This is a genomic window from Janibacter sp. CFPM2_SD2 (assembly GCF_057364645.1).
This window is the reverse complement of sequence record NZ_JBNFOF010000034.1, coordinates 1-19,851: the sequence shown is the minus strand read 5'-3', so window position 1 is coordinate 19,851 and position 19,851 is coordinate 1. Positions and strand designations below refer to the sequence as shown.

Annotated in this window: 26 protein-coding genes, 1 tRNA gene and 1 pseudogene; 8 read left to right on the top strand and 20 right to left on the bottom strand. The window is 70.2% G+C overall.

The features are described from left to right. The 5 genes from mshC to AC2W7J_RS05350 form a co-directional block, all read right to left on the bottom strand. The coding region (gene mshC, locus AC2W7J_RS05370; RefSeq protein ID WP_485981690.1) for a cysteine--1-D-myo-inosityl 2-amino-2-deoxy-alpha-D-glucopyranoside ligase at positions 1 to 1,191 on the bottom strand (1,191 nt) is incomplete at its 3' end. 59 nt (positions 1,192 to 1,250) lie between these two features. Further along, a complete protein-coding gene (locus tag AC2W7J_RS05365; protein ID WP_485981689.1) occupies positions 1,251 to 1,796 on the bottom strand; it encodes an SCO1664 family protein in 546 nt (181 codons plus the stop codon). After that, entirely contained in the window at positions 1,744 to 2,040 is a 297-nt protein-coding gene (locus AC2W7J_RS05360; RefSeq protein WP_485981688.1) for a hypothetical protein, read from the bottom strand. Before AC2W7J_RS05360 ends, AC2W7J_RS05365 begins: the two co-directional genes overlap by 53 nt. A gap of 2 nt (positions 2,041 to 2,042) precedes the next feature. Continuing rightward, on the bottom strand, positions 2,043 to 2,570 hold the full coding sequence (locus AC2W7J_RS05355) for a DUF3090 domain-containing protein (RefSeq protein ID WP_255183452.1): 528 nt from the start codon (positions 2,568 to 2,570) through the stop codon (positions 2,043 to 2,045). Further along, positions 2,567 to 3,283, bottom strand: coding sequence for an MSMEG_4193 family putative phosphomutase (locus tag AC2W7J_RS05350; RefSeq protein ID WP_485981687.1), 717 nt, complete (start codon positions 3,281 to 3,283; stop codon positions 2,567 to 2,569). The genes AC2W7J_RS05355 and AC2W7J_RS05350 overlap by 4 nt, the downstream gene beginning before the upstream one ends. 48 nt (positions 3,284 to 3,331) lie before the next feature. On the opposite strand from AC2W7J_RS05350, the gene corA reads away from it, so the two are divergent. Next, the gene (corA, locus tag AC2W7J_RS05345) at positions 3,332 to 4,336 is read left to right on the top strand and encodes a magnesium/cobalt transporter CorA (protein WP_485981686.1); all 1,005 of its coding nucleotides are present in this window, start codon (positions 3,332 to 3,334) and stop codon (positions 4,334 to 4,336) included. A 10-nt stretch (positions 4,337 to 4,346) separates the two neighbouring features. Here the strand turns inward: corA and AC2W7J_RS05340 are convergent, their stop codons facing one another. Next, entirely contained in the window at positions 4,347 to 4,661 is a 315-nt protein-coding gene (locus tag AC2W7J_RS05340) for a primosomal protein (RefSeq protein WP_485981685.1), read from the bottom strand. Positions 4,662 to 4,699: 38 nt separating this feature from the next. Here AC2W7J_RS05340 and AC2W7J_RS05335 point away from each other — a divergent pair, with 38 nt between their 5' ends. Continuing rightward, the gene (locus AC2W7J_RS05335; protein ID WP_421008320.1) at positions 4,700 to 4,900 is read left to right on the top strand and encodes a DUF5703 family protein; all 201 of its coding nucleotides are present in this window, start codon (positions 4,700 to 4,702) and stop codon (positions 4,898 to 4,900) included. Positions 4,901 to 4,909: 9 nt separating this feature from the next. Here the strand turns inward: AC2W7J_RS05335 and AC2W7J_RS05330 are convergent, their stop codons facing one another. The 5 genes from AC2W7J_RS05330 to AC2W7J_RS05310 form a co-directional block, all read right to left on the bottom strand. After that, the gene (locus tag AC2W7J_RS05330) at positions 4,910 to 6,235 is read right to left on the bottom strand and encodes a M20/M25/M40 family metallo-hydrolase (RefSeq protein WP_485981684.1); all 1,326 of its coding nucleotides are present in this window, start codon (positions 6,233 to 6,235) and stop codon (positions 4,910 to 4,912) included. A 29-nt stretch (positions 6,236 to 6,264) separates the two neighbouring features. Continuing rightward, entirely contained in the window at positions 6,265 to 6,510 is a 246-nt protein-coding gene (locus AC2W7J_RS05325; protein WP_255183457.1) for a hypothetical protein, read from the bottom strand. A gap of 119 nt (positions 6,511 to 6,629) precedes the next feature. Continuing rightward, complete coding sequence (locus tag AC2W7J_RS05320; RefSeq protein WP_485981683.1) at positions 6,630 to 7,043, bottom strand: hypothetical protein; 414 nt, start codon at positions 7,041 to 7,043, stop codon at positions 6,630 to 6,632. Positions 7,044 to 7,105: 62 nt separating this feature from the next. Beyond that, positions 7,106 to 7,786, bottom strand: coding sequence for a type 1 glutamine amidotransferase domain-containing protein (locus AC2W7J_RS05315; RefSeq protein ID WP_485981682.1), 681 nt, complete (start codon positions 7,784 to 7,786; stop codon positions 7,106 to 7,108). Positions 7,787 to 7,852: 66 nt separating this feature from the next. Beyond that, complete coding sequence (locus AC2W7J_RS05310; protein ID WP_485981681.1) at positions 7,853 to 8,431, bottom strand: TetR/AcrR family transcriptional regulator; 579 nt, start codon at positions 8,429 to 8,431, stop codon at positions 7,853 to 7,855. A gap of 188 nt (positions 8,432 to 8,619) precedes the next feature. Here AC2W7J_RS05310 and AC2W7J_RS05305 point away from each other — a divergent pair, with 188 nt between their 5' ends. Further along, positions 8,620 to 8,799 (top strand): MEDS domain-containing protein, encoded by a 180-nt coding sequence (locus AC2W7J_RS05305; RefSeq protein WP_084452087.1) that lies wholly within the window; start codon positions 8,620 to 8,622, stop codon positions 8,797 to 8,799. Between the two features lie 673 nt (positions 8,800 to 9,472). Here the strand turns inward: AC2W7J_RS05305 and AC2W7J_RS05300 are convergent. From AC2W7J_RS05300 to AC2W7J_RS05290, 3 genes and pseudogenes are all read right to left on the bottom strand, one after another. Next, on the bottom strand, positions 9,473 to 10,543 hold the full coding sequence (locus tag AC2W7J_RS05300; protein ID WP_485981680.1) for an alkene reductase: 1,071 nt from the start codon (positions 10,541 to 10,543) through the stop codon (positions 9,473 to 9,475). Between the two features lie 104 nt (positions 10,544 to 10,647). After that, a pseudogene (locus tag AC2W7J_RS05295) lies at positions 10,648 to 11,308 on the bottom strand (transposase); the annotation flags it as partial. A 590-nt stretch (positions 11,309 to 11,898) separates the two neighbouring features. Further along, a complete protein-coding gene (locus AC2W7J_RS05290) occupies positions 11,899 to 12,210 on the bottom strand; it encodes a putative quinol monooxygenase (RefSeq protein WP_421009278.1) in 312 nt (103 codons plus the stop codon). A gap of 107 nt (positions 12,211 to 12,317) precedes the next feature. Between AC2W7J_RS05290 and AC2W7J_RS05285 the strand changes: the two genes are divergently transcribed. Next, on the top strand, positions 12,318 to 13,259 hold the full coding sequence (locus AC2W7J_RS05285; protein ID WP_485981679.1) for a GlxA family transcriptional regulator: 942 nt from the start codon (positions 12,318 to 12,320) through the stop codon (positions 13,257 to 13,259). Between the two features lie 329 nt (positions 13,260 to 13,588). After that, positions 13,589 to 14,536, top strand: a complete 948-nt coding sequence (locus AC2W7J_RS05280; protein WP_485981678.1) for a hypothetical protein — start codon at positions 13,589 to 13,591, stop codon at positions 14,534 to 14,536. 204 nt (positions 14,537 to 14,740) lie between these two features. Here the strand turns inward: AC2W7J_RS05280 and AC2W7J_RS05275 are convergent. Continuing rightward, a tRNA-Leu gene (locus tag AC2W7J_RS05275) sits at positions 14,741 to 14,826 on the bottom strand. A 115-nt stretch (positions 14,827 to 14,941) separates the two neighbouring features. Next, positions 14,942 to 15,352, bottom strand: coding sequence for a VOC family protein (locus tag AC2W7J_RS05270; RefSeq protein ID WP_485981677.1), 411 nt, complete (start codon positions 15,350 to 15,352; stop codon positions 14,942 to 14,944). A gap of 145 nt (positions 15,353 to 15,497) precedes the next feature. Here AC2W7J_RS05270 and AC2W7J_RS05265 point away from each other — a divergent pair, with 145 nt between their 5' ends. Genes AC2W7J_RS05265 through AC2W7J_RS05255 form a run of 3 tightly spaced genes read left to right on the top strand, consistent with a single transcriptional unit; the run spans position 15,498 to position 17,148 of the window. Continuing rightward, positions 15,498 to 16,175, top strand: coding sequence for a HipA family kinase (locus AC2W7J_RS05265; protein ID WP_485981676.1), 678 nt, complete (start codon positions 15,498 to 15,500; stop codon positions 16,173 to 16,175). Then, a complete protein-coding gene (locus AC2W7J_RS05260) occupies positions 16,172 to 16,672 on the top strand; it encodes a DUF3037 domain-containing protein (protein ID WP_485981675.1) in 501 nt (166 codons plus the stop codon). The genes AC2W7J_RS05265 and AC2W7J_RS05260 overlap by 4 nt, the downstream gene beginning before the upstream one ends. Further along, a complete protein-coding gene (locus AC2W7J_RS05255) occupies positions 16,603 to 17,148 on the top strand; it encodes a YbhB/YbcL family Raf kinase inhibitor-like protein (protein WP_421008323.1) in 546 nt (181 codons plus the stop codon). Before AC2W7J_RS05260 ends, AC2W7J_RS05255 begins: the two co-directional genes overlap by 70 nt. Positions 17,149 to 17,183: 35 nt before the next feature. On the opposite strand, the gene AC2W7J_RS05250 is transcribed toward AC2W7J_RS05255, so the two are convergent. From AC2W7J_RS05250 to AC2W7J_RS05235, 4 genes are read right to left on the bottom strand one after another with little or no spacing between them, the layout of a single operon-like run. Further along, complete coding sequence (locus AC2W7J_RS05250; protein ID WP_421008324.1) at positions 17,184 to 17,417, bottom strand: DivIVA domain-containing protein; 234 nt, start codon at positions 17,415 to 17,417, stop codon at positions 17,184 to 17,186. Beyond that, entirely contained in the window at positions 17,414 to 18,223 is an 810-nt protein-coding gene (locus tag AC2W7J_RS05245) for a TrmH family RNA methyltransferase (RefSeq protein ID WP_485981674.1), read from the bottom strand. The genes AC2W7J_RS05250 and AC2W7J_RS05245 overlap by 4 nt, the downstream gene beginning before the upstream one ends. 9 nt (positions 18,224 to 18,232) lie before the next feature. Further along, the gene (locus AC2W7J_RS05240; RefSeq protein ID WP_485981673.1) at positions 18,233 to 18,958 is read right to left on the bottom strand and encodes a TSUP family transporter; all 726 of its coding nucleotides are present in this window, start codon (positions 18,956 to 18,958) and stop codon (positions 18,233 to 18,235) included. Beyond that, a complete protein-coding gene (locus AC2W7J_RS05235) occupies positions 18,955 to 19,728 on the bottom strand; it encodes a sulfite exporter TauE/SafE family protein (RefSeq protein WP_255183465.1) in 774 nt (257 codons plus the stop codon). Before AC2W7J_RS05235 ends, AC2W7J_RS05240 begins: the two co-directional genes overlap by 4 nt. Positions 19,729 to 19,851: the final 123 nt, after the last annotated feature.

Below are 19,851 nucleotides of genomic sequence, written 5' to 3'. Positions count from 1 at the left end.
CGGCGCGGAGCGGCACCTCGCCCGGCCGCGAGCGACTGCTCGGCCCAGGCGTCGACCGCCGCAGCGCGGTGGGGTGTCCAGGTCGTCGGCGACGGCCTCGCGGATCGCGGCAATGGTCGCGGTCGCATCGGGGCCACCGTCGGTGGAGAGCCCGGCGCGCCAGTGCTCGAGGCGCTCCTGGGCGCGGGTGAGGTCCTCGGCCGTCCACTCCCACTCACCGCGGTAGTGGTGCGCCAGCAGGACGAGGCGGATCGCCATCGGGTCGACGCCCTCCGAGCGCAGGGTCGACACCCGCACGAGGTTGCCCTTGGACTTGCTCATCTTCTCGCCGTCGTAGGCGACCATCGCCTGGTGCGCCGTGTGCCGGGCGAAGGGCCGCTCCCCCGTGATCGCCTCGGCCTGGACGACCGACATCTCGTGGTGCGGGAAGACGAGGTCGGTCCCGCCGCCCTGGACGTCGACGTGGTCACCGAGGTGCTCCATGGCGATCGCCGTGCACTCGATGTGCCAGCCGGGACGCCCCCGGCCGAGCTCGCCTGCGTCCCAGGCGGGCTCGCCCTGACGCTCGCCGCGCCAGAGCATCGGGTCGAGCGGGTCGCGCTTGCCGGGACGCTCCGGGTCGCCACCGCGCTCGGCGGAGAAGGCGAGCATCGTCTCGCGGTCGAGGTGGCTCAGCTCGCCCAGTCCGCCGGCGGCGGCCAGGTCGAGGTAGGTGTCGCGGACGCCGTCCTCGACGACCTCGTAGGTCACCCCGAGCGCGACGAGCCGCTGGACCGCGGCGATGATCGTCGGCATCGACTCCATGACGCCCATGAAGTGGTCCGGCGGGATGACGCCGAGGGCGGTCATGTCCTCGAGGAAGAGGGCGATCTGGTCGCTGCCGAGGTCACGCCAGTCGACCCCGTCGCGCGCGGCCCGCTCGAAGAGCGGGTCGTCGACGTCGGTGACGTTTTGCACGTAGGTCACCGCGCGCCCACCGTCGCGCAATGCGCGACCGACGACGTCGAAGGTGACGTAGGTGGCCGCGTGCCCCATGTGCGTCGTGTCGTAGGGCGTCACGCCGCACACGTAGAGACTCGCCGTGCCCTCGGGCTCGACGGGGGCCACCTCGCCCCGGGCCACGTCGTGGAGGCGAAGGGAGATCGGCTCTCCGGGGACGACGGGCAGGTGGGGTGCAGGCCAGGCTCTCACCCGGACAGCCTACGAGGTCGGCGAGGTGATCACGCCAGCGCCCGAGACGCGGTGCGGCCTCACAGCGGAGGCCACGGGATCGCCGGCCAGTCGCCGGTGGGCACCGGGTGCGAGCCTGTGGTCAGCAGGCTCTCGACGCGGCCCCGCAGCGCCTCGATCTCGGTCGGCGTGATGAGCTCGACGAGCTCGGCCACCACCTCGGGTCGCGACAGCTCGCCGTCGAGACGCGACAGGCGCTCGAGGTCCCCAGCAGTGAGCGGGTCACCTGCCCAGCCCCACAGCACGGTCCGCAGCTTCGGGTCCTCGTGGAGGCTCACTCCGTGGTCGATCCCCCACAAGCCTCCGTCGTGCTCGAGCACGTGACCGCCCTTGCGGTCGGAGTTGTTGAGCACCGCGTCGAGCACGGACATCGAACGCAGCCGGGAGTCGTCGGGGTGCGACAGCAGCAGGGGCGCACCGGTCTCGTCCTCCCCCTCGAGGACGACGAGATTGCCCTCGGGCACGGCACCGGGTGGGGTGACGGCCACCGGCGTCGGGCACAGGCTCGTCGGCTCACCGAGCCACCGCTGGACGGAGCCCGGCCCGGCCGGTCCGTCGCGCCACACGGTCTCGGGGCACGAGCCCGAAGCCGCCGAGGGCGTCGATGCGCCACGCGGCGACCTCGCGGGCGGCGAGCGAGCCGTCGGGGAAGTCCCACAGCGGGCGCTCGCCGTCGACCGGCTTGTAGGCGACGGTCACCGCGGGCCCGCCGGCTGAGCGCACCTCGGCGACGAAGACGGCATTGCTCGCCAACGGGTGCCGTCCGAGGACGACGAGCTCCCCGTCGGTGAGCGAAGGGGGTGACGCCACCGTCAGCGCTTGTAGCCGTTGGCACGCGGGCAGATGTGCCCGTCGGCGTCGACCGCCCCACCGCAGAAGGGGCAGGCCGGACGCCCGGCGCGCACGACCGTCTCGCACCGGCGGGCGAAGGCACGCGCCTGCGCCGGCCCCAGCGACACCCGCAGGCTGTTGAGGTCGGGCGTGGCCTCGAGCTCGTCGACCTCGTCGGGGTCGTGGTCGTGGGCCTCGATGAGCACGACGTGCCGGTCGTCGTCCCACGACAGGGCGAGGGCCTGCACGCGGAAGTCCTCGGAGATCGGGGTGTCGAGCGGGGCGTTGTCGGCCGCCTCTGCCGCGGCCGCGACGGTCGCCTCGAGCCCGGCGACCTGGTCGAGCAGCTCCCCGATGCGCTCGGCGAGGACCTGGGCGTGCAGCTTCTCGAGCGAGACCTGCACGCGTCGACTCTCGTCGCTGGCCTGCAGGAAGAAGGTCCGCTGCCCGGGTGGGCCGACGGTGCCCAGGACGAAGCGCTCCGGGGGGTCGAACTCGACGACGGTCATGACGTCGACCCTAGTCCTGCCCCGCCGCCGACGACCGCGTCCCCCGCTGCCGGGGTGTCCGGAGCAGGGGGCGGCGGCTTCAGCGCGGAGCTGCCGGTGTCGTTGCTGCGCAGCAGCATCGGCCGGCTCTCGGTGTAGTGCACGACGGAGATGGAGGCTGGGTCGACGTGCAGCCGCTGGAAGTCGTCGAGCGGGGTGCCCACGGCGTCGGCGAGCACCGCCTTGATGACGTCGCCGTGGCTGATCGCCGCCCACACCGCGTGCGCACCGTGCTCGGCCGTGACCGCGGCATCGATCTCTCGGACGGCCGCGACGGCTCGGTCGGACATCGCCTGCATCGACTCACCGTCGTAGTCGTCGCCGGCGGGGAAGGTCACCCGGCTCGGCGTGTCCTGCACGACCCGCCACAGCGGGTCCTTGGCGAGCTCGGAGATGGCCCGACCGGTCCACGCGCCGTAGCGGCACTCCCCCAGGCCCTCGTGGACCTGTGCCTCCAGCCCGTGCGCCGCGAGCAGTGGCTCGGCCGTCTCGCGGCAGCGCTGCAGCGGCGAGGTCGCGACGTGGACGACTGGGGTGTCCTCCAGCCGGTCGACGAGCCGGGCGGCCTGCTGCCGGCCGGTGTCGTCGAGGGAGACGCCGGGGGTCCAGCCCGCCAGCACTCCCTTCGTGTTGGCCGTCGACCGTCCGTGCCGGATGAGGATGCAGTACGCCACGCCCCTCACACTAGGCGCCCCGGGCGCTGCGCCTGAGACGATGCCCGGGTGATCGTCGACCAGGCCCGCTACAGCGACGGGCGCCGCCTCCCCTGCACCGACATCGGAGCCAGCCTCCGCGAGATCCGCACGCAGGGCAGTCGTGACTTCCTGTGGATCGGCATGCGCGACCCATCTTCCGAGACCTTCGACGAGGTGTCCGAGCAGCTGGGGCTGCACCCGCTCGCCATCGAGGACTCGGTCAAGGGTGACCAGCGGCCGAAGGTCGAGCGCTACGGCGACGGACACTTCGTCGTGCTGCGTCCGCTGCGCTACGTCGAGGCGACGTCCGACGTCGAGTCCGGCGAGATCATGGTCTTCATCGGCCCCGGCTACATCGTCACCATCCGCCGCGGCGAGGCCAGCCCGCTCGCCGGTCTGCGCAGCCGACTCGAGACCGACGACCACGAGGCGCTGCAGCACGGCCCGTGGGGCGTCTTCTACGCGATCATCGACTTCGTCGTCGACCAGTACCTCGACATCGAGGACGAGCTGCAGCGCGACCTCGACGACATCGAGGCCAGGGTCTTCTCACCCGACGAGCAGGTCGACACCGAGGAGATCTACGCCCTCAAGCGCGAGGTGCTGGAGTTCAAGCGAGCCGCGGTCCCGCTGAGCCGTCCGCTCTCCCAGCTCATCGGGGTCGACACCCCGGTGCCGACGGACGAGCTGCGGCTGTACTTCCGCGACGTCTACGACCACGTCACCCTCGTCATCGACAACACCGAGTCCCAGGACCGGCTGCTCTCCGACGTGCTCAACGCGCACCTCGCCCTCGTCGGCGTGCAGCAGAACCAGGACATGCGCAAGATCTCGGCATGGGCCGCGATGGCCGCGCTGCCGACGATGGTGGCCGGCGTCTACGGCATGAACTTCGAGGGGATGCCCGAGCTCACCGCGAGCGTCGACGTCTCCGGCCACGAGGTCTACTACGGCTACCCGCTGGCCCTGCTGGCGATGGTGCTCATCTGCCTCGGGCTCTACCGGCTCTTCAAGCGCTCCGGCTGGCTGTGAGCCACCGGGCTCAGGCCCGGTCGTCGTCCCGGTCGTAGTCCTCGTCGTCGAGACCCGAGTAGGACTGGTCGTCCTCGTCGTCGTCGTAGTCGTCGTCCGACTCGTCATCGTCGTCGACCATGAACTGCTCGTCGACGACGACCAGCGGGGTCATCTCGCCGGTCGCGTCGTGGAGGGCGTCGTCGTAGGCCTCGAAGGCATCGGCCAGGTCCTCGTAGGCGGCGACGACCGTCGGGTCGTCCTCGCCGCGACGCTGGGACGAGGCCTCGAGGTGACGCTCGAAGGCGGCGATCAGCTGGTTCAGGGCGGGGCGCGGGTCGCTCATGGGCATGACGCTACCGGTCATGGGCGACAATGGCACCGATGGCTGAGTACGAGTTCCGCACGATCGTCTTCCCGCGCGATGCCGCACGCTCCGCGATCCGTCAGGAGCTGGCCGACCACGCCGAGTACGGCCGGTGGGAGCTGCACCGCACGGTCGTCTACATGAGCGGCAAGCAGCGGGCATGGTTGCGGCGCAAGATCATCCGCGTGCCACGCCCGCCGATGCTGCCCACTCCCTGAGCCGGGACGTCAGCAGTCCTCGACGAGGCGCCACAGCACCCGCGCACCGAACTCCAGGGACTCCAGCGGCACCCGCTCGTCGATCCCGTGGAACATCGGGGCGAAGGGCAGGTCCGCGGGCAGCCGCAGCGGCGCGAAGCCGTAGCCGACGACCCCGAGCGCCTCGAGCGCCTTGTTGTCCGTCCCGCCGGAGAGGCAGTAGGGCAGGATCGTCGCCTCCGGGTCCTCCCCGAGCAGCGCGGCGCGCATCCTGTCGACGAGCTCGCCGTCAAAGGGCGCGTCCAGCGAGATGTCACGGTGGTCGACGACGACCTCGACGTGCTCGCCGGCGAGCTCGCGGATGGTCGCCATGAGGTCCTCCTCGTGGCCGGGGAGGAAGCGGCAGTCCAGCGAGGCGCTCGCGGTCTGCGGCACGACGTTGTGCTTGTAGCCGGCGTCGAGCATGGTGACGTTGGCCGTGTCCTGCAGCGCGCCGCGGACGAAGCCGGCGGCCGGCCCGATCCGCTCGAGCAGCGCCTCGGCGTCCTCGTCGCTGTAGCCGACACCGGTGAGCTCGCTCAGCCCGTCGAGCAGGCCGCGGACGCTGGCGATGAACTCACGGGGCCACTTGTGGGCGTCGATCCGGGCGATGGCCTCGGCGAGGTGGACGATCGGGTTGTCCGAGGTCGGGACGGAGCCGTGACCGGCCGTGCCCTTCGCCTCGAGCCTGAGCCAGGCGATGCCCTTCTCCGCGGTCTGGAGGAGGTAGGCCCGGCGGGGCTCCCCCTTCGCGTCGTCGACGGTGACGCTGTAGCCACCGACCTCGCTGATCGCCTCGGTGACGCCGTCGAAGACCTCGCGGTGCTCACGGACCATGAACTGGCTGCCGAGGACGCCACCGGCCTCCTCGTCGGCGAAGAAGACGAAGAGCAGGTCGCGCGGCGGGACCGTGCTGGTCCGCGCGAGGTGCCGCACGCAGGCGAGCATCATCGCGACCATGTCCTTCATGTCGACCGCGCCGCGGCCCCAGAGGCACCCGTCACGCTCCACGCCGTCGAAGGGGGGAACGCTCCAGTCCTCGGCGTGCGCCGGCACGACGTCGAGGTGCCCGTGGATGCACAGGGCGCCGCGGTCACGGTCGGCGCCGGCGATGCGCACCGCCACGGTCGTGCGACCGGGCTCGGACTCGAAGACCTGGGGCTCGAGGCCGACCTCGCGTAGCTGGGCGACGACGTAGTCGGCGGCCTCACGCTCCCCCGGGCCGTCCTGGCCGGGGCCGTAGTTGCTCGTGTCGATCCGCAGCAGGTCGCGGCAGATGCGCACGACCTCCTGCTCGGGCGCGGTGGTCTCGCTCATGTCGGCAGCGTACGTGCCCCGGGTGGTGGTCAGGGGGCGCGGTAGGGGTTGGCCGGCTCCTCGCCGAGGGTCCACCACTGCGCATCGCCCCACTGCCGGGCCATCTCGCGGCCCGCCTCGAAGCCCTGCTCCCAGGCCACCGCCGGGTCGGGCAGGCACCCGGCGTCGCGCAGCGCCTCCGCCACGGCCAGGCTCTCGTCGAGCCCGAGGAAGGTCACCTCGGCCACGGCACGGCGGACCACCTCGGCCGCGTGCTCGATGCGGGGGTCGGTCATCGTCACTCTCCCTTCGTGTGATGGTCCGTCCTACCAGAGCGGCCACACCGCGGCGCGACGAAACGACGACGGCCCCCCGCTCCGAAGAGCGAGGGGCCGATCCGATCTGTAAGCAGAGGTCAGAGGATCTGGAACCCCCCGCTCTCGTGGAGAAAGCCCGCGAACTCCTCGACGTGCTCGCGGGAGAAGCACACCTGCGCATGAAAGGGCAGCGTCGTGCCGAGTCCCTGGCACCCGTTGCAGCCTCCCGCGCCGCTCGTGTCGCGGCGGTCGTAGCCGTAGCGGACTCCCACCTCGTCGCGGCGCAGTCCGGTGCCTCCACACAGCGGGCAGGGCTGCCGGTCAACGGCGCCCGCGGCGTTGTGCAACTGCCCGCAGGTGCTCCTCGACGCGCCCCTGCCACGTGCCCGGTCGAGAGCAGTCGACAGCCTCTGCGCGTCCTTCGCGTTCAGCCCGTCGCCGGTGGCCAGTGCGCTCCCCTCGCTGGGGTCGACGACGTCGAAATGCCGCCGCGAACCCGGACGGGACAGCATGGCGGACTCCGTCGCGACAGTCGCCGGGGCAAGGCACTCGTGTTCAATGCTCTCGAGCCGCTCTAGGCGCCGAGCTTGGCGATCAGCGCGTCCGCGGTCGCGGCCGACGAGGCCGGGTTCTGCCCGGTGAGGAGCAGCCCGTCCTCGACGACGTACGGCGCCCAGTCGTCGGACTTGGAGTAGTCGGCGCCCAGGCGGACCAGCTCGTCCTCGACCAGGAACGGCACCACCTCGTCCAGCCCGACCCCGACCTCCTCGGAGTTCGTGAAGCCGGTGACCTTTTTGCCACGCACGACGGGCGTGCCGTCCTCGTTAGTGGTGTGCCGCAGTACGCCGGGGGCGTGGCAGACCAGGGCCACCGGCTTCTCCGCCCGTAGTGCCGTCTCGATCAGGCGGATCGAGTCCTGGTCCTCCGCGAGGTCCCAGAGCGGTCCGTGACCGCCGGCGTAGAACACCGTGTCGAAGTCGGCAGCCGAGACCGACGCGAGCCGAACCGTGCTCGCAAGCGCCGCGACGGCTTCGGAGTCGGCCTCGAAGCGCCGCGTGTCGTCGGTCTGGAACCCGGGCTCGTTACTCTTCGGATCCAGCGGCGGCTCACCGCCGCCGGGGGAGGCGAGCGTGATGTCGTACCCGGCCTCCTTGAACCGGTAGTAGGGGGCGGCAAGCTCCTCCAGCCAGAAGCCGGTCTTCTTGCCGGTGTCGCCGAGCTGGTCGTGCGACGTCAGGACGATGAGCACCTTCATGATTCCTCCAATAGACCGGTCGTCTCCGTTTGGCCCGCGCGGCCGGTCGTCCGCGCGAGAAGATCTTCATGCCGGGCGAAGCACCCGTTCTGTGTGCGCGAGCGCGTCATCCATGGGCGTCGGGTCACGATGGATCTTCGTCAGGACGCTCGCGCCGACCCAGAGGCCGTAGAGCGACTGCGCGACGGCCTTGGAGTCGCGGAAGGCGACGACCGAGCCGTCGATGGCTCCCGCCTCGAGCATCGCGGCGATCCGCTCGACGATCGCTCCCGTGCCCTGCTCGAGGGCGCGGCGCATCGGCTCGGAGAGGTCGGCGACCTCTGCTCCCAGCTTGACCGCCAAGCACTTCCCTTCACAGTCGTTCAGCGACTGCGTACGGCGCCAGCCCTGCCAGTAGTCCATCAGTCGGCCGACCGCCGTCTCGTCCTCATGCGCGAAGGTGGCGTCCATCTCGGCCAGGTAGGTCGCGAAGTAGGCCTGGAGCATCGCTTCACCGAAGGCGTCCTTCGAGGCGAACCAGTGGTAGAAGGATCCCTTGGGCACCCCGGCGGCGCCGAGGATCTCGGTCAGCCCCACGGCGGCCCACCCCTTGTGTGCGACGGCGCGCTGGCCGGCGTCGAGGATGTTCTCCCGGACATCGAGCATGACTCGACCCTACAAAGTATTAGACCAGTCGTCTAGCCCCTACCCCAGAGCGACAGCAAGTCGACCGCCGATCCCGGCGATCGCGTCGGCATCACCGGGCACGCCGGGCTGCCACGGGATGGTCAGCCCGTCCTTGTCCTTCGCGGAGGAGCGAGGGATCACATGGAGGTGGAACCGCGGTCGCGGACCTGCTCGCCTACGAGGCCCGGCTCAACGACTTCGCCCCTCGGCACCCCCAGTCGATCCTGTGCCTCTACGACATAGACGCTTTGGGCACCGGCGTCGTCTTCGAGGCCATGAGGGTGCACCCCCGAATCTGGCTGTCCGGTCTCGTACTGGAGAACACCCTGTACGAACGGACCGGCTAGGGATCCAGCGATGACCTTCTCGGAGCCTCCCTCAACTGAAACTGCGGCGACGGACAACGAACTGGACCTGCGGCGGGCCCTGACCGGGCTCCATGAGCTGCTGGTGATGTCCATGCTGATGCTGGACGTCACGACGTGGACGAGGTCATCGAAGTGCTGGCTCACGCGGTGGAGTCGGTGACCGGCTGCCAGCTGGTTCACGTCACGTTCCAACGACATCACGAGTGGACCATCTGGGCCCCCGGGCACCCGACGACGTCGAGCCTGCGGCCCGGGGAACGCGCGTTCTTCGAGAATCACGGCGACCATTGGACGTGTACGACCGCCGTCGCGGCGTTGTCCGGCTAACCGGGTCAGCTGGTCCTGAGACACGCCACTAAGCCCGACGCCGAACAGATGTTCGTCATCGCACGGTTAGGCCACCTCCTCGGAGCGGCGCTCGTGGACGCGGAGCTGCACGAACGCAACGAGTACATCGGAACACCAAGGGTCAGATTCGATGGCGGTCGCAAGAGTTGGGGCACCCCGAGGTCGTGGTCGGCGAGACTGCGGTGCTCTACGCCGAGGTCGCTGACGTCATCGTGCACCCGGGCGGCGAGTTGAGACGTTCCGACTGCCGATGACCTAGGTCGGGGCGAAGGTCGGAGGTACTGGAAGTTTCGCTCGGGTCAGATCAACTGTCGAGGAACGGGTAGTCGGTGTAGCCCTCGGCGCCACCGCCGTAGAAGGTGTCGGGGTTCGGCTCGTTGAGCTCCGCGCCGGTGCGCCACCGGGCGGGCAGGTCCGGGTTGGCCAGGAAGGGTCGCCCGACGGCGACCGCGTCGGCGAGGCCCTTGTCCAGGATCTCCTGCGCCGACTCGCGCGTGGTGATCTCGCCGAAGCCGTCGTTGGCGACGACGACGCCGCCGAAGGAGCGGCGCAGCTCTTGGACCAGGTCCTGCTTCGGGTCGGCGAGAATGCTCAGGTAGGCCAGGCCGAGCGGAGCCAGGCCCGCGACCAGGAGCCGGTAGGTTGCGGCGACGTCGACGGGGTTCTCCTCGGTGGCGCCCTGGATGTTGTGGGCCGGCGAGATGCGGATGCCGACCCGGTCAGCGCCGATCGCGTCGGCGACCGCACGCGTGACCTCGAGGGCGAAGCGGACCCGGTTCTTGGGCGATCCGCCGTACTGGTCGGTGCGATGGTTGGAGCCGGGCGCGAGGAACTGGTGGATGAGGTAGCCGTTGGCGGCGTGCACCTCGACGCCATCGAGCCCGGCCTCGATCGCGTTGCGGGCGGCCTGCACGTATCCCTCGACGATTGAGGGGATCTCCTCGACGGTGATCTCTCGTGGGGTCGGATACGGCTTCATCCCGTCGGCGGTGAACATCTCGTCGGGAGCCGCCACCGGGCTCGGCGCGATGATCTCCTCACCGCCGGTGTTGTCGGGGTGGGAGATGCGACCGACGTGCATCAGCTGTGCGACGATGCGGCCGCCGTTTGCGTGTACGCCGTCGGCCACTCGGCGCCATCCGGCGAGCTGCTCCTCGGTGTGGAAGCCGGGCGTGTTCAAGTAGCCCTGGCCCTCGGCGGTGGGCTGGCTGCCCTCGGTGATGATCAGGCCGGACGAGGCGCGCTGGGAGTAGTACCCCACCGCGAGGTCGCCCGGCACTGTGCCCTCGGCGCGGTTGCGGGTCAGCGGTGCCATCACGAGCCGGTTCGGGAGCGTCCAAGCGCCAACGGTCAGGGATTCGAAGAGATCAGCCATGTCTCCTGCAGCGCTCCCGCCTCCCATTCTTGTTCCAACCGGCATCGGTGAGGAGACTCACCGCTTGATCTGGCAGCGGGCGAGCTCGCCGCTCGGAACGCGCCTTATTCGCGGGCACGAGACTGAGTTTTCCACCGCAGCAGAGCGTGACCACAGCACGATGGCCAGCCGGTTGGTAGATGCATGGTCACGCATCGGGCTGAGGACGCGAGCCGAGCTGGAACGGCGATGAGCTTGCGGCGGATCGTGGCGGTAATCGCGCGTGCGAGGCCTGGTCCGGCGAGGGTGGCGGCGGCGCGGGTGAGGTTGAACGCCATCACGGCGAGCACCAGCCACGCTGCGTTCGCGGTGAACTTCCCGGACGGCAGGTGTGCCAGCGCAGAGCTCTTGAGGTCGGCGTGGACCTGTTCGATCATGGTGGTGAAGAACGCGCGGAAGCGCCAGATGTCGAACAGCGTCTCCTGCCCGTCCTTGCCTGCCGGGTTGAGGTCCGGGATCCGGCGGACCACGAGCCGGCCACCGACCTGCTCGGCCTTCTTCCTCGAGGTGAACGCGGTGAAGGGAATCTCGGCGACCTCGGCCCGGGAGACCCACGTGCTGGTGGGCTCGTCGAACACGGCTTCGGTGTACTCGATGGGCGTCCAGGCGTCATCAATGATCGCGGCGATGGCGGCTTTGACGCGCTTGTCGAAGCGGACAGTGACCGAGACGTCAGCGCCGGCCGAGCGCGGCCCCGACGGGGGCTGATCCGTAGAACGCGCTGTCGTCGGGAGACCTCGACGTCTATCTGCGGACCGACGCGCCCGGCCGACCTACACCGTCATCTGAGAAGACCCCTGAAACGTCTTCGACGACGACGGGACCGGCGAGGAGGAGGGTGCGGTGAGCTAAAGGAATGGAGCTTGCTCGGCTTCGACGCCGCCGCAAGCTCCGGTGAAGCGGTCGGTACTGGTCGGTCGTCGTCGGTCACCACCGGATGGCGTCCCCCACGCTCGGCGTTTGCGCAGGTCAGCGGCTCGTTCGGCCAGTGGGCGCATCAAGCGATAGACGCAAAGCCGACGTGATGAGGTCGTCGGTTCGATTCCGACAGGCGGCTCCGGCGAACAGCCCCTGACCTGCGGAAATGCAGGTCAGGGGCTGTTCGGTTCTGGTGGTCGCGCGATGCGCTGGCCTCACGGCTCTGCCCGACACCGACGTCGCTCTCCTGTGCGACGGACCCCTTGCCGGCTGAGCGCTCGCGGCCGGCATCCTGTCCGTGTGCCGATAGGCCTCGCACCGCTCGGCAACGCAGCATGGCGTTGCGTCGCGACCTGGCGACGGCTCGGCGGGGCGCGATCGTCTCGTGCGTTGGCGGACTACGGGAGCTTGGACGCGAGGACGTCGGCCGGCAGGATCTCGGGTGCTGCGCCGAGGAGGTGCTGGTTGGCCATCAGGGCTGCGACGATGTCGCCGTTGGCGTGGGCGTCGCGAGCGGCCTCGTCGGGGAATGCATCGAAGATCCAGAAGGTGTCGGCGTCGGTCCTGACCGCGAACCAGACAATCGTTCCTACTTCTTCGTTGGCGAGTGCGACAGCGCCGGCGAGCAGATCGGCGAGCGCGTCGTGCTGTCCATCGGCCGCGACGATCTTGGCGACGAAGGCATACGGAAGTGATGCGGGTGTGGACATGAGGGACTCTCCTTGAAATCGGGGTTCTTCGTGGGACGAGTTCAGCGTATGACGAGCGAGGGCCGGTGGGGAGTGGCGTATACGGCAGTATTGCTATTGTTTACGTCATGCGTATCGGACTGATCGCGATCGACGGCTGCTTCGGTTCGGCTGTCGCGTCGATCATCGACATCGTGCGGGTGGCCGACGGAGCCCGCGGCGATGTCGACCCGCGGATCGACCCGATCGAACTCGCCATCCTCGGACCGAAACGGCGAGTGACCACGACGGCATCGATGACCCTGTCGGTGGACCACCCGCTGTCGGAGTCCGCAGAGTTCGACGTGGTCGTCGTCCCTGCGCTTGGAACCCTCACGGCCGCCGCTACCAACGACGCCCTCCAGAGCCGAGATGCTCGTTCGGTCATCGCCTCGCTCGGGCGCCTCGACGAGGCGACCACCCGGATCGCCGCGGCGTGCACCGGCGTGTTCGCCGTCGCCGAGACCGGACGGATGCATCATCGGCGGGCGACGACCAGCTGGTTCCTGGGGCCGGAGTTCCTGAAGCGCTATCCGACCGTCGCCCTCGATCTCGACACCATGGTCGTGGCCGACGGGAACCTCGTCACCGCCGGCGCCGCGTTCGCCCACATCGACCTCGCCCTCTCACTCGTGCGATCGATCAGCCCCGACCTGGCCCAGCATGTCGCCAAGCTCCTCATCATCGACGAGCGCCCGTCGCAGGCGGCCTTCGTCGCCTACGAACATCTCCGGCACGAGGACCCGATCGTCGTCGAGTTCGAACGCTTCGTGCGCGCCCGCCTGGACGAACCGTTCAACGTCGCCTTCGTCGCGCAGTCACTTGGCACCAGCCGGCGCACCCTCGAACGACGAGTCCGTGCGGCGCTCAACCTCACTCCGCTCGGCTTCGTCCAACGGCTTCGCATCGAACGAGCTCGGCACCTCTCAGCAACCACGGACCTCACCTCCGCCGAGATCGCGCTACGAGTCGGCTACGCGAACGCCGAGACTCTGCGCTCCCTCCTGCGCAGGGAGCGACGCCGTTCCTGACCTATCGCCATGCCTGTAGCCGGTGTCCTAGTGCTCGACTGGAACCACCTCTCAGCACGTCGCGTCGACGCTCCTGCGTCGCCCTTGGACAACCCAACTCGACACGCCCGCAGCACAGGCCATGTGACGTGTCCTGGCTTCCCGTAGGCGCCTGTGAAGACCCTGCCCATCCCGCCGTGACGCAGCAGAGCCATGTCGTCGATGCTGTCGGCGCCGGCGATCGGTGGATCGAGGCTAAAAGTCACACTGCAACAGACCGAACGGCTTGACCGAGCCATGGAACGAGCTGAAAGCAAAGGCGTGAAAATCGTCGTCAAGGAGCGCCCCTGATGCCCGTCTACCCCCGAGCAGAGATCACCCAGCACGGCGATCACCTCCTCATCAGCTCTCTTTCATGGGCCAAGGGTTACCGCCCGAACGGACAGTTCCATCACCTCACCACCACCTCCACCGACACGGAACTGGCTGACGCCATCAGCGCCGCTCTGGCCCGTTCCCGCAAAGAGCCAGCAGCCCAACTCCCCAAAGCGGCCTCCACCGACGCCACTCCCGTCAGCGACGAACTCGGCTTTACCACCTGGCGCGCCATGGAAGCCGCCACCACCTATGTCGCCATCACCCTCATCGACGACGACGTCCTGTTCACCCCCTTCGAAACCGTCGCCGGACGGGGCTACAGCGGACACGACGAACTGACCCCGGCGCGCGGCACCACCGAGATCGCGACCCGAGCCCGTGAAGCCCTCACCGAAGCCGCCGAGCTCAGCAAGAAGGTCGTCACCCACAGCACCGGCAACGACGCTGCGAACGACGTCACACCCCGGGCTGCCGTCGAGGGGATCCCCAACCGCGCCGAAGCGATCCTGACCCGTCACGGCGACCAGTGGGCCATCCAAGCTCTCAGCTCCATCCGCTCGGACCCATGGAGTGCCCCGAACGGGTGGATCACCACGGTCCCGGTCGACGCCCCGGAGCAGCTCGGTCAGGCCCTGGCCGAAGCTCTCGCGCACGCACGTGTCAACTCCCCTGTACTGCCGGACCCGAGCTTCGACACCCTCACCGCCGCCCTCGGGGTCACCGCCGCTGACCTGGCCACCCCAGCGACCACCCGCATCCACGCCCAGGCGTCCGGCGGCGAGATCGACCTGCACCCCCAGCGGCTTGACCCGGACACGGGCTGGTGGGCCACTCCCGACCACCCCGACAGTCGCACCCTCGGCCTCAGCGACCCCGCCCAGCTGTGGGGCACCACTCTCAACGCCCTCGGCCACACCTGACCTAGACCACAGGTCGGCGGCGCCAGATGGCACCCAGAGGTCCGGTGCGGCCCCGCGCCCCTGAGCCCAACTGAGCGGCCCTGACTACCCGACGAGGCCCGCTTCCGCCGACCAACACACAGCGGTCCGCGTCATCCGCGCTCTGAAACCACGAAGCCCCGGCCAGATCCATGATCTGACCGGGGCTTCGCGATCTCTCGCAAGTGTCCGAGGGGGGACTTGAACCCCCATGCCCTAATACGGGCACTAGCACCTCAAGCTAGCGCGTCTGCCAATTCCGCCACCCGGACGAGTGGTGCATCCGGCGGTTGGGAACCACCGGGGCAACGACGTGAAACTTTACACGCGGATGTCGTGAGTGCGAAATCCGCTGCGACACGACCCCGCCCGCACCTCGAGAACCGGTCAGGACGGGGTCTGCGCCGCCTGCTCGGGTGCGCCGACGTAGAGGCAGAAGGGGTGGCCGGCGGGGTCGATGATCACGCGGACCTCCTCCTGCGGCTGGTGCTCCGACAGACGGCCACCGAGGCGCAGCGCGGCGCTGACCGCGGCCTCGAGGTCGCTCACCTCGATGTCGAGGTGGATCTGCATCTGCTGATCACCGGGCTGGGCCGGCCACACCGGCTCCACGTGGTTGCGCTCGAGCTGGAAGCCGAGGTAGACGTGAGAGCGCTCCGGCGCGATCGTCGCCCAGTCCTCCTCGTCGCTGTGGATCGTCCAGCCGAGGACCTCGGCGTAGAAGCGGGCGAGCCCGGGGTCGGGCGTGCCGATCACGGTGCCGAGGTAGTCGTGGGGCGGGCGGCGTCCTGGAAGCATGCCTTCCACCATTGCCTGAAGTCGGGGGTCGGGGCAACCCGTGCATAGTCTTGGGCCGTGCTCGAGACCGTCACCGCGACCCGATTTGCGGTCCCCTGCGCGAAGGGGGTCCCTCCCCGGCCTCGTCGACGCCGACGACCTCGGCATGTACGTCGTGAAGTTCCGCGGCGCCGGTCAAGGGCTCAAGGTGCTCGTCGCGGAGGTGCTCGTCGGCGAGATCGCCCGCGCCCTCGATGTCCCGGTCCCCCGCCTGGCCGTCGTCGACCTGCCGCGCGACATCGCCCGCTACGAGGCCGACGAGGAGGTCCAGGACCTGCTGACGGCCTCCGTCGGGACCAACCTCGGTCTCGACTACCTGCCGGGCAGCTTCGGCTACGACGGCAGCCGGCCTGCGACCCGCGAGCAGGCGGAACCGATCGTCTGGCTCGACGCCTTCACCGCCAACATCGACCGCACCTGGGCCAACCCCAACCTCCTCGTGTGGGGTGGCAACCCCTGGGTGATCGACCACGGTGCCGCGCTCTACTTCCACCACGCATGGGCCCGCCGCTCCCCCGACGCCGAGCGCTTCGCCCGGCAGCACTACGACGTGAACGACCACGTCCTCGGCGACCTCGTCGACGACCTCGCCCCGACCCACGCGGACCTGGCTGCTCGGCTCACCGACGACGTGCTCGCGGCCATCGTCGACCTCGTCCCCTCGGAGTGGCTCGAGACCGGGGAGCACCTTGCTTCGCCCGATGCGGTCCGAGAGGCCTACGTGCAGCACCTCACGGCCCGCCGCGACCACCCCTCCGCCTGGCTCCCCGGAGGTGGCCGATGACCCGTCACCCCTACCAGTACGTCGTCCTGCGCTGCGTCCCCCGGGCCGAGCGCGAGGAGTTCGTCAACGTCGGCATCGTCCTGCGCAGCCAGTCCGCCGACCACCTCGAGGCCGCCTTCGCCGTCGACGCCGACCGGGTGCGTGCGCTCGCCCCCGATCTCGACCTCGACGAGCTCGACGCGCTGCTGCGGACGGTCTGCGAGGTCGCCTCCGGCCGGGAGGGCGGCGGGGCTGCCGCGACTCGGCGACGACGGGCGCCGCTTCGGCTGGCTGAGCGCCCCCCGGTCCACCGTGGTGCGACCCGGGCCGGTCCACAGCGGGCTCACCGACGACCCCGCCGCCGAGGTGCAGCGGCTCCTCGACCGCCTCGTCCGCTGACGCCGCGGGCCGCCTTGACGCGTGCCCGTGACGTCCTAGGGTCGGGGTCATGGACCTCACGCGACCGACCGCACCGGCCCCCTACGACCTCCTCCCGCCGACGGCCTCCTTCGAGGTGACGAGCGAGAGCTTCACCGACGGTGGCGATCTCGCCGACGCCCAGGTCTTCGACGACTGGGGCTTCAGCGGGGGCAACCTCAGCCCCCAGCTCAGCTGGTCGGGTGCCCCGGAGGGGACCAAGGGCTACGCGGTCTCCTGCTTCGACCCGGATGCACCGACGCCCGCCGGCTTCTGGCACTGGACCGTCGTCGGGCTGCCCGCCGACACCACCTCCCTCCCGGAGGGCGCCGGCACCGAGGGCGGCACGCAGCTGCCCGAGGGCGCCTTCATGACCGCGACCGACTACGGCACCAAGGCCTTCGGCGGAGCGGCCCCGCCGCAGGGCGACATCGCCCACCGCTACGTCTTCGCGGTCCACGCGCTCGACACCGACGACCTGGGCATCGACGACTCCGTCTCGTGCACCGTTGCGGCCTTCACCTACCTCCAGCACACGATCGGGCGCGCCGTCATCACCGGCATGTACCGCAGCTGACGCTGCAGCACCCACGCCGCGCGGCGGGTCGGCCCCTACTGACCGGGCAGGCCCGCCGCGAGCTCGTCGAGGAAGGCGTCGACCTCGGCCATGTCGTAGCCCTGGCCGAAGCGGGTGGGGCGGAAGACCGCACTCGCGACGTCCGGCACCGGCTGGCCGGTCGAGAGCGCGTGGAAGACCCGGTCGAGGAAGTCGTCGACATCGGCCACGGCATAGCCCTCGCGCCAGCGGGTCGGGGTGAACTGCGGGCGGGCGGCACCGGCGCTCATCGCACCCTCAGCTCCCAGGCGGCGACGGCCCCGGCGGCCGCGACGTTGAGGGAGTCGACTCCCCCGGCCATCGGGATGGTCACGGTCACGTCCACGCGCCCGAGGGTACGCCGGGCCAGCCCGTCGCCCTCGGTGCCCAGCACGAGGGCGAGGCGCTCCGGCGGGTCGGCGGACAGCTCGTCGAGCGAGACCGCGTCATCGGCCAGGGCCAGCGCCGCGACGGTCCACCCGGCTTCCCGCAGGTCCTCGATGCCCGCAGGCCACGGTTCGATCCGGGTCCATGGCACCTGGAAGACCGTGCCCATCGAGACGCGGATCGCCCTGCGGTACAGAGGGTCTGCGCATCGCGGCGTCACGAGGACGGCATCGGTGCCCAGGGCTGCCGCGGAGCGGAAGATCGCCCCGACGTTGGTGTGGTCGACGACGTCCTCGATGATCAGCACCCGCCGTGCGCCGTCGAGCACCTCCGCGAGCGTCGGCAGCTGCGGACGGTGCATCGAGGCCAGCGCGCCGCGGTGGAGGTTGTAGCCGGTGATCCCCTCGATGACCTCGGCCGACCCGGTGTAGACCGGCACCCCGTTGGCCTCGGCGTCCGCCACGACGTCGGCGAGGTCGGTGAGCCAACGCTCCCCCATGAGCAGCGCCCGGGGCCGGTGCCCCGCGACCAGCGCCCGGCGGATGACCTTTTCGCTCTCGGCGAGATAGAGCCCACCGGCGGGCTCGAGCACCCGTCGCAGCTTGACGTCGGTGAGTCCGACGAAGTCCCGCAGCCGCTCGTCGGTGGGGTCGGTGATCGTGATCGGCACCTGAGCAGGCTAGACGAGCGCCCGGGCGATGACGCTGACGCTCGCGATGACGCAGAAGACCAGGACCCCCCGGCGCACCGTCTCCGGACGGATCCGTCGGCGCACCGGTCCGGCGAGCAGGTGCCCCACGAGGACGAAGGGGGCCCACAGCAGTCCCACACGGATGTCCTCGGCATCGACCTGGCCCCCGATGGCCAGACCCGTCATGCCGATGACGGTGCCCATGAGGAAGAAGGCGGCCAGCGTCCCCCGGAGCCGCTCGGGCCGCTCGTGCTGCAGGACGAGCGCGAAGAAGGGACCACCGATGGACGCAGCGGTCCCGGAGACCCCGGTGATGGCACCGGCGAAGGCCGAGTTGCGTCGGTCGAGGCGGATGTCGAGCGCCCACACGGAGGCCGCGACGGAGACGAGGATGAGCACGCCGACGGTCACGGCGATCACGTCGGCCGGGGCCACCGCGACGAGCAGCACCCCGAGCGGGGTGGCGAGGACCCGGGCGCCGAGGGCCCACCCCAAATGACGCCACGCGATGTCACGCGCACCGCCCAGCAGCTGCAGCACGGGCAGGAAGAAGACGCAGACGATGAGCGAGGCCGGCATGAGATCGGGTCGGGCCGTGACGACGAAGGGGGCCGCGACGACCGCGATCCCGAAGCCGATCGTCGACTGCACCATCGCCCCGATGGCGACGACGACGCCGAGGGCGAGGATCGTGGGGTCCAGGATCTCGGTCACGGGAAGAAGACGAACTTCACCAGGCCCGCGACGCCGACGACGACGATGACGGCCCGCAGCGCGTTGGGGGGCAGGCGTCGACCGTAGCGGGAGCCGAGGACTCCCCCGACGATGGCGCCGACCCCGACGAGGGCGGCGATCCGCCAGTCGATGAGGTCCGGCGCGGTGATGATGAAGACGAGCGAGCCGACCGCGTTGACGAAGAGGCCGAGCATGTTCTTCAGACCGTTGAGGGACTGCAGCGGCTCGGTGGACAGAGCCGACAGCAGGCCGATGAGGATGACGCCCTGGGCGGCACCGAAGTAGCCGCCGTAGACGCCGGCCACGAGCACGCCCGCCATGAGCGCGACGAGGTGGCTCGTCGGCATCGAGCCGCCCTCCTCGTGCCGTGACCTCGTCCACGCCTGCAGGCGGGGACCGAAGATGACGAGCAGGATCCCGATGCCGATGAGCACCGGCACGATCGCCTCGAAGGCCTCGGGCGGCAACCACAGCAGGAGCAGTGCACCGGTGATCGCGCCGAGCACGGACATCGGCACGAGCTGGGCGACTCGCCGCCCCATGCCCTTGAGCTCGGGGAGGTAGCCGATGGTGCCGCTCACTCCCCCGGCGACCAGGCCGATGGAGTTGGAGACATTGGCCGTGACGGCCGGTGTCCCCAGAGCGAGCAGCACGGGGAAGGTCACGAGGGTCCCGGACCCGACGAGGGTGTTGATCGCTCCCGCCCACACCCCCGCGAGGACCACTGCACCCATCTCCAGCCACGACACCCGGCCACCCTAGTGAGGGCGGGCCGGGTGTCGTTGGGAGCGGGGGTCGCGGTGTGGTCAGCGGGGCCGCGTCGGGCCCCTCGGTCGACTTCGGCGGGCGTCCGTCTGCGCGGGGGCCGGGGG

Bases quoted from the DNA above. Each gene is read 5' to 3' on its own strand.
- AC2W7J_RS05290 (WP_421009278.1), bottom strand. From the start codon at position 12,210: ATGTCCACACCCGCATCACTTCCGTATGCCTTCGTCGCCAAGATCGTC.
- AC2W7J_RS05280 (WP_485981678.1), top strand. From the start codon at position 13,589: ATGCCCGTCTACCCCCGAGCAGAGATCACCCAGCACGGCGATCACCTC.
- AC2W7J_RS05285 (WP_485981679.1), top strand. From the start codon at position 12,318: ATGCGTATCGGACTGATCGCGATCGACGGCTGCTTCGGTTCGGCTGTC.
- AC2W7J_RS05335 (WP_421008320.1), top strand. From the start codon at position 4,700: ATGGCTGAGTACGAGTTCCGCACGATCGTCTTCCCGCGCGATGCCGCA.
- AC2W7J_RS05300 (WP_485981680.1), bottom strand. From the start codon at position 10,543: ATGGCTGATCTCTTCGAATCCCTGACCGTTGGCGCTTGGACGCTCCCG.
- AC2W7J_RS05250 (WP_421008324.1), bottom strand. From the start codon at position 17,417: ATGAGCGCCGGTGCCGCCCGCCCGCAGTTCACCCCGACCCGCTGGCGC.
- AC2W7J_RS05310 (WP_485981681.1), bottom strand. From the start codon at position 8,431: ATGCTCGATGTCCGGGAGAACATCCTCGACGCCGGCCAGCGCGCCGTC.
- AC2W7J_RS05340 (WP_485981685.1), bottom strand. From the start codon at position 4,661: ATGAGCGACCCGCGCCCCGCCCTGAACCAGCTGATCGCCGCCTTCGAG.
- AC2W7J_RS05325 (WP_255183457.1), bottom strand. From the start codon at position 6,510: ATGACCGACCCCCGCATCGAGCACGCGGCCGAGGTGGTCCGCCGTGCC.
- AC2W7J_RS05330 (WP_485981684.1), bottom strand. From the start codon at position 6,235: ATGAGCGAGACCACCGCGCCCGAGCAGGAGGTCGTGCGCATCTGCCGC.
- AC2W7J_RS05265 (WP_485981676.1), top strand. From the start codon at position 15,498: ATGTACGTCGTGAAGTTCCGCGGCGCCGGTCAAGGGCTCAAGGTGCTC.
- AC2W7J_RS05355 (WP_255183452.1), bottom strand. From the start codon at position 2,570: ATGACCGTCGTCGAGTTCGACCCCCCGGAGCGCTTCGTCCTGGGCACC.
- AC2W7J_RS05255 (WP_421008323.1), top strand. From the start codon at position 16,603: ATGGACCTCACGCGACCGACCGCACCGGCCCCCTACGACCTCCTCCCG.
- AC2W7J_RS05320 (WP_485981683.1), bottom strand. From the start codon at position 7,043: ATGCTGTCCCGTCCGGGTTCGCGGCGGCATTTCGACGTCGTCGACCCC.
- AC2W7J_RS05270 (WP_485981677.1), bottom strand. From the start codon at position 15,352: ATGCTTCCAGGACGCCGCCCGCCCCACGACTACCTCGGCACCGTGATC.
- AC2W7J_RS05315 (WP_485981682.1), bottom strand. From the start codon at position 7,786: ATGAAGGTGCTCATCGTCCTGACGTCGCACGACCAGCTCGGCGACACC.
- AC2W7J_RS05260 (WP_485981675.1), top strand. From the start codon at position 16,172: ATGACCCGTCACCCCTACCAGTACGTCGTCCTGCGCTGCGTCCCCCGG.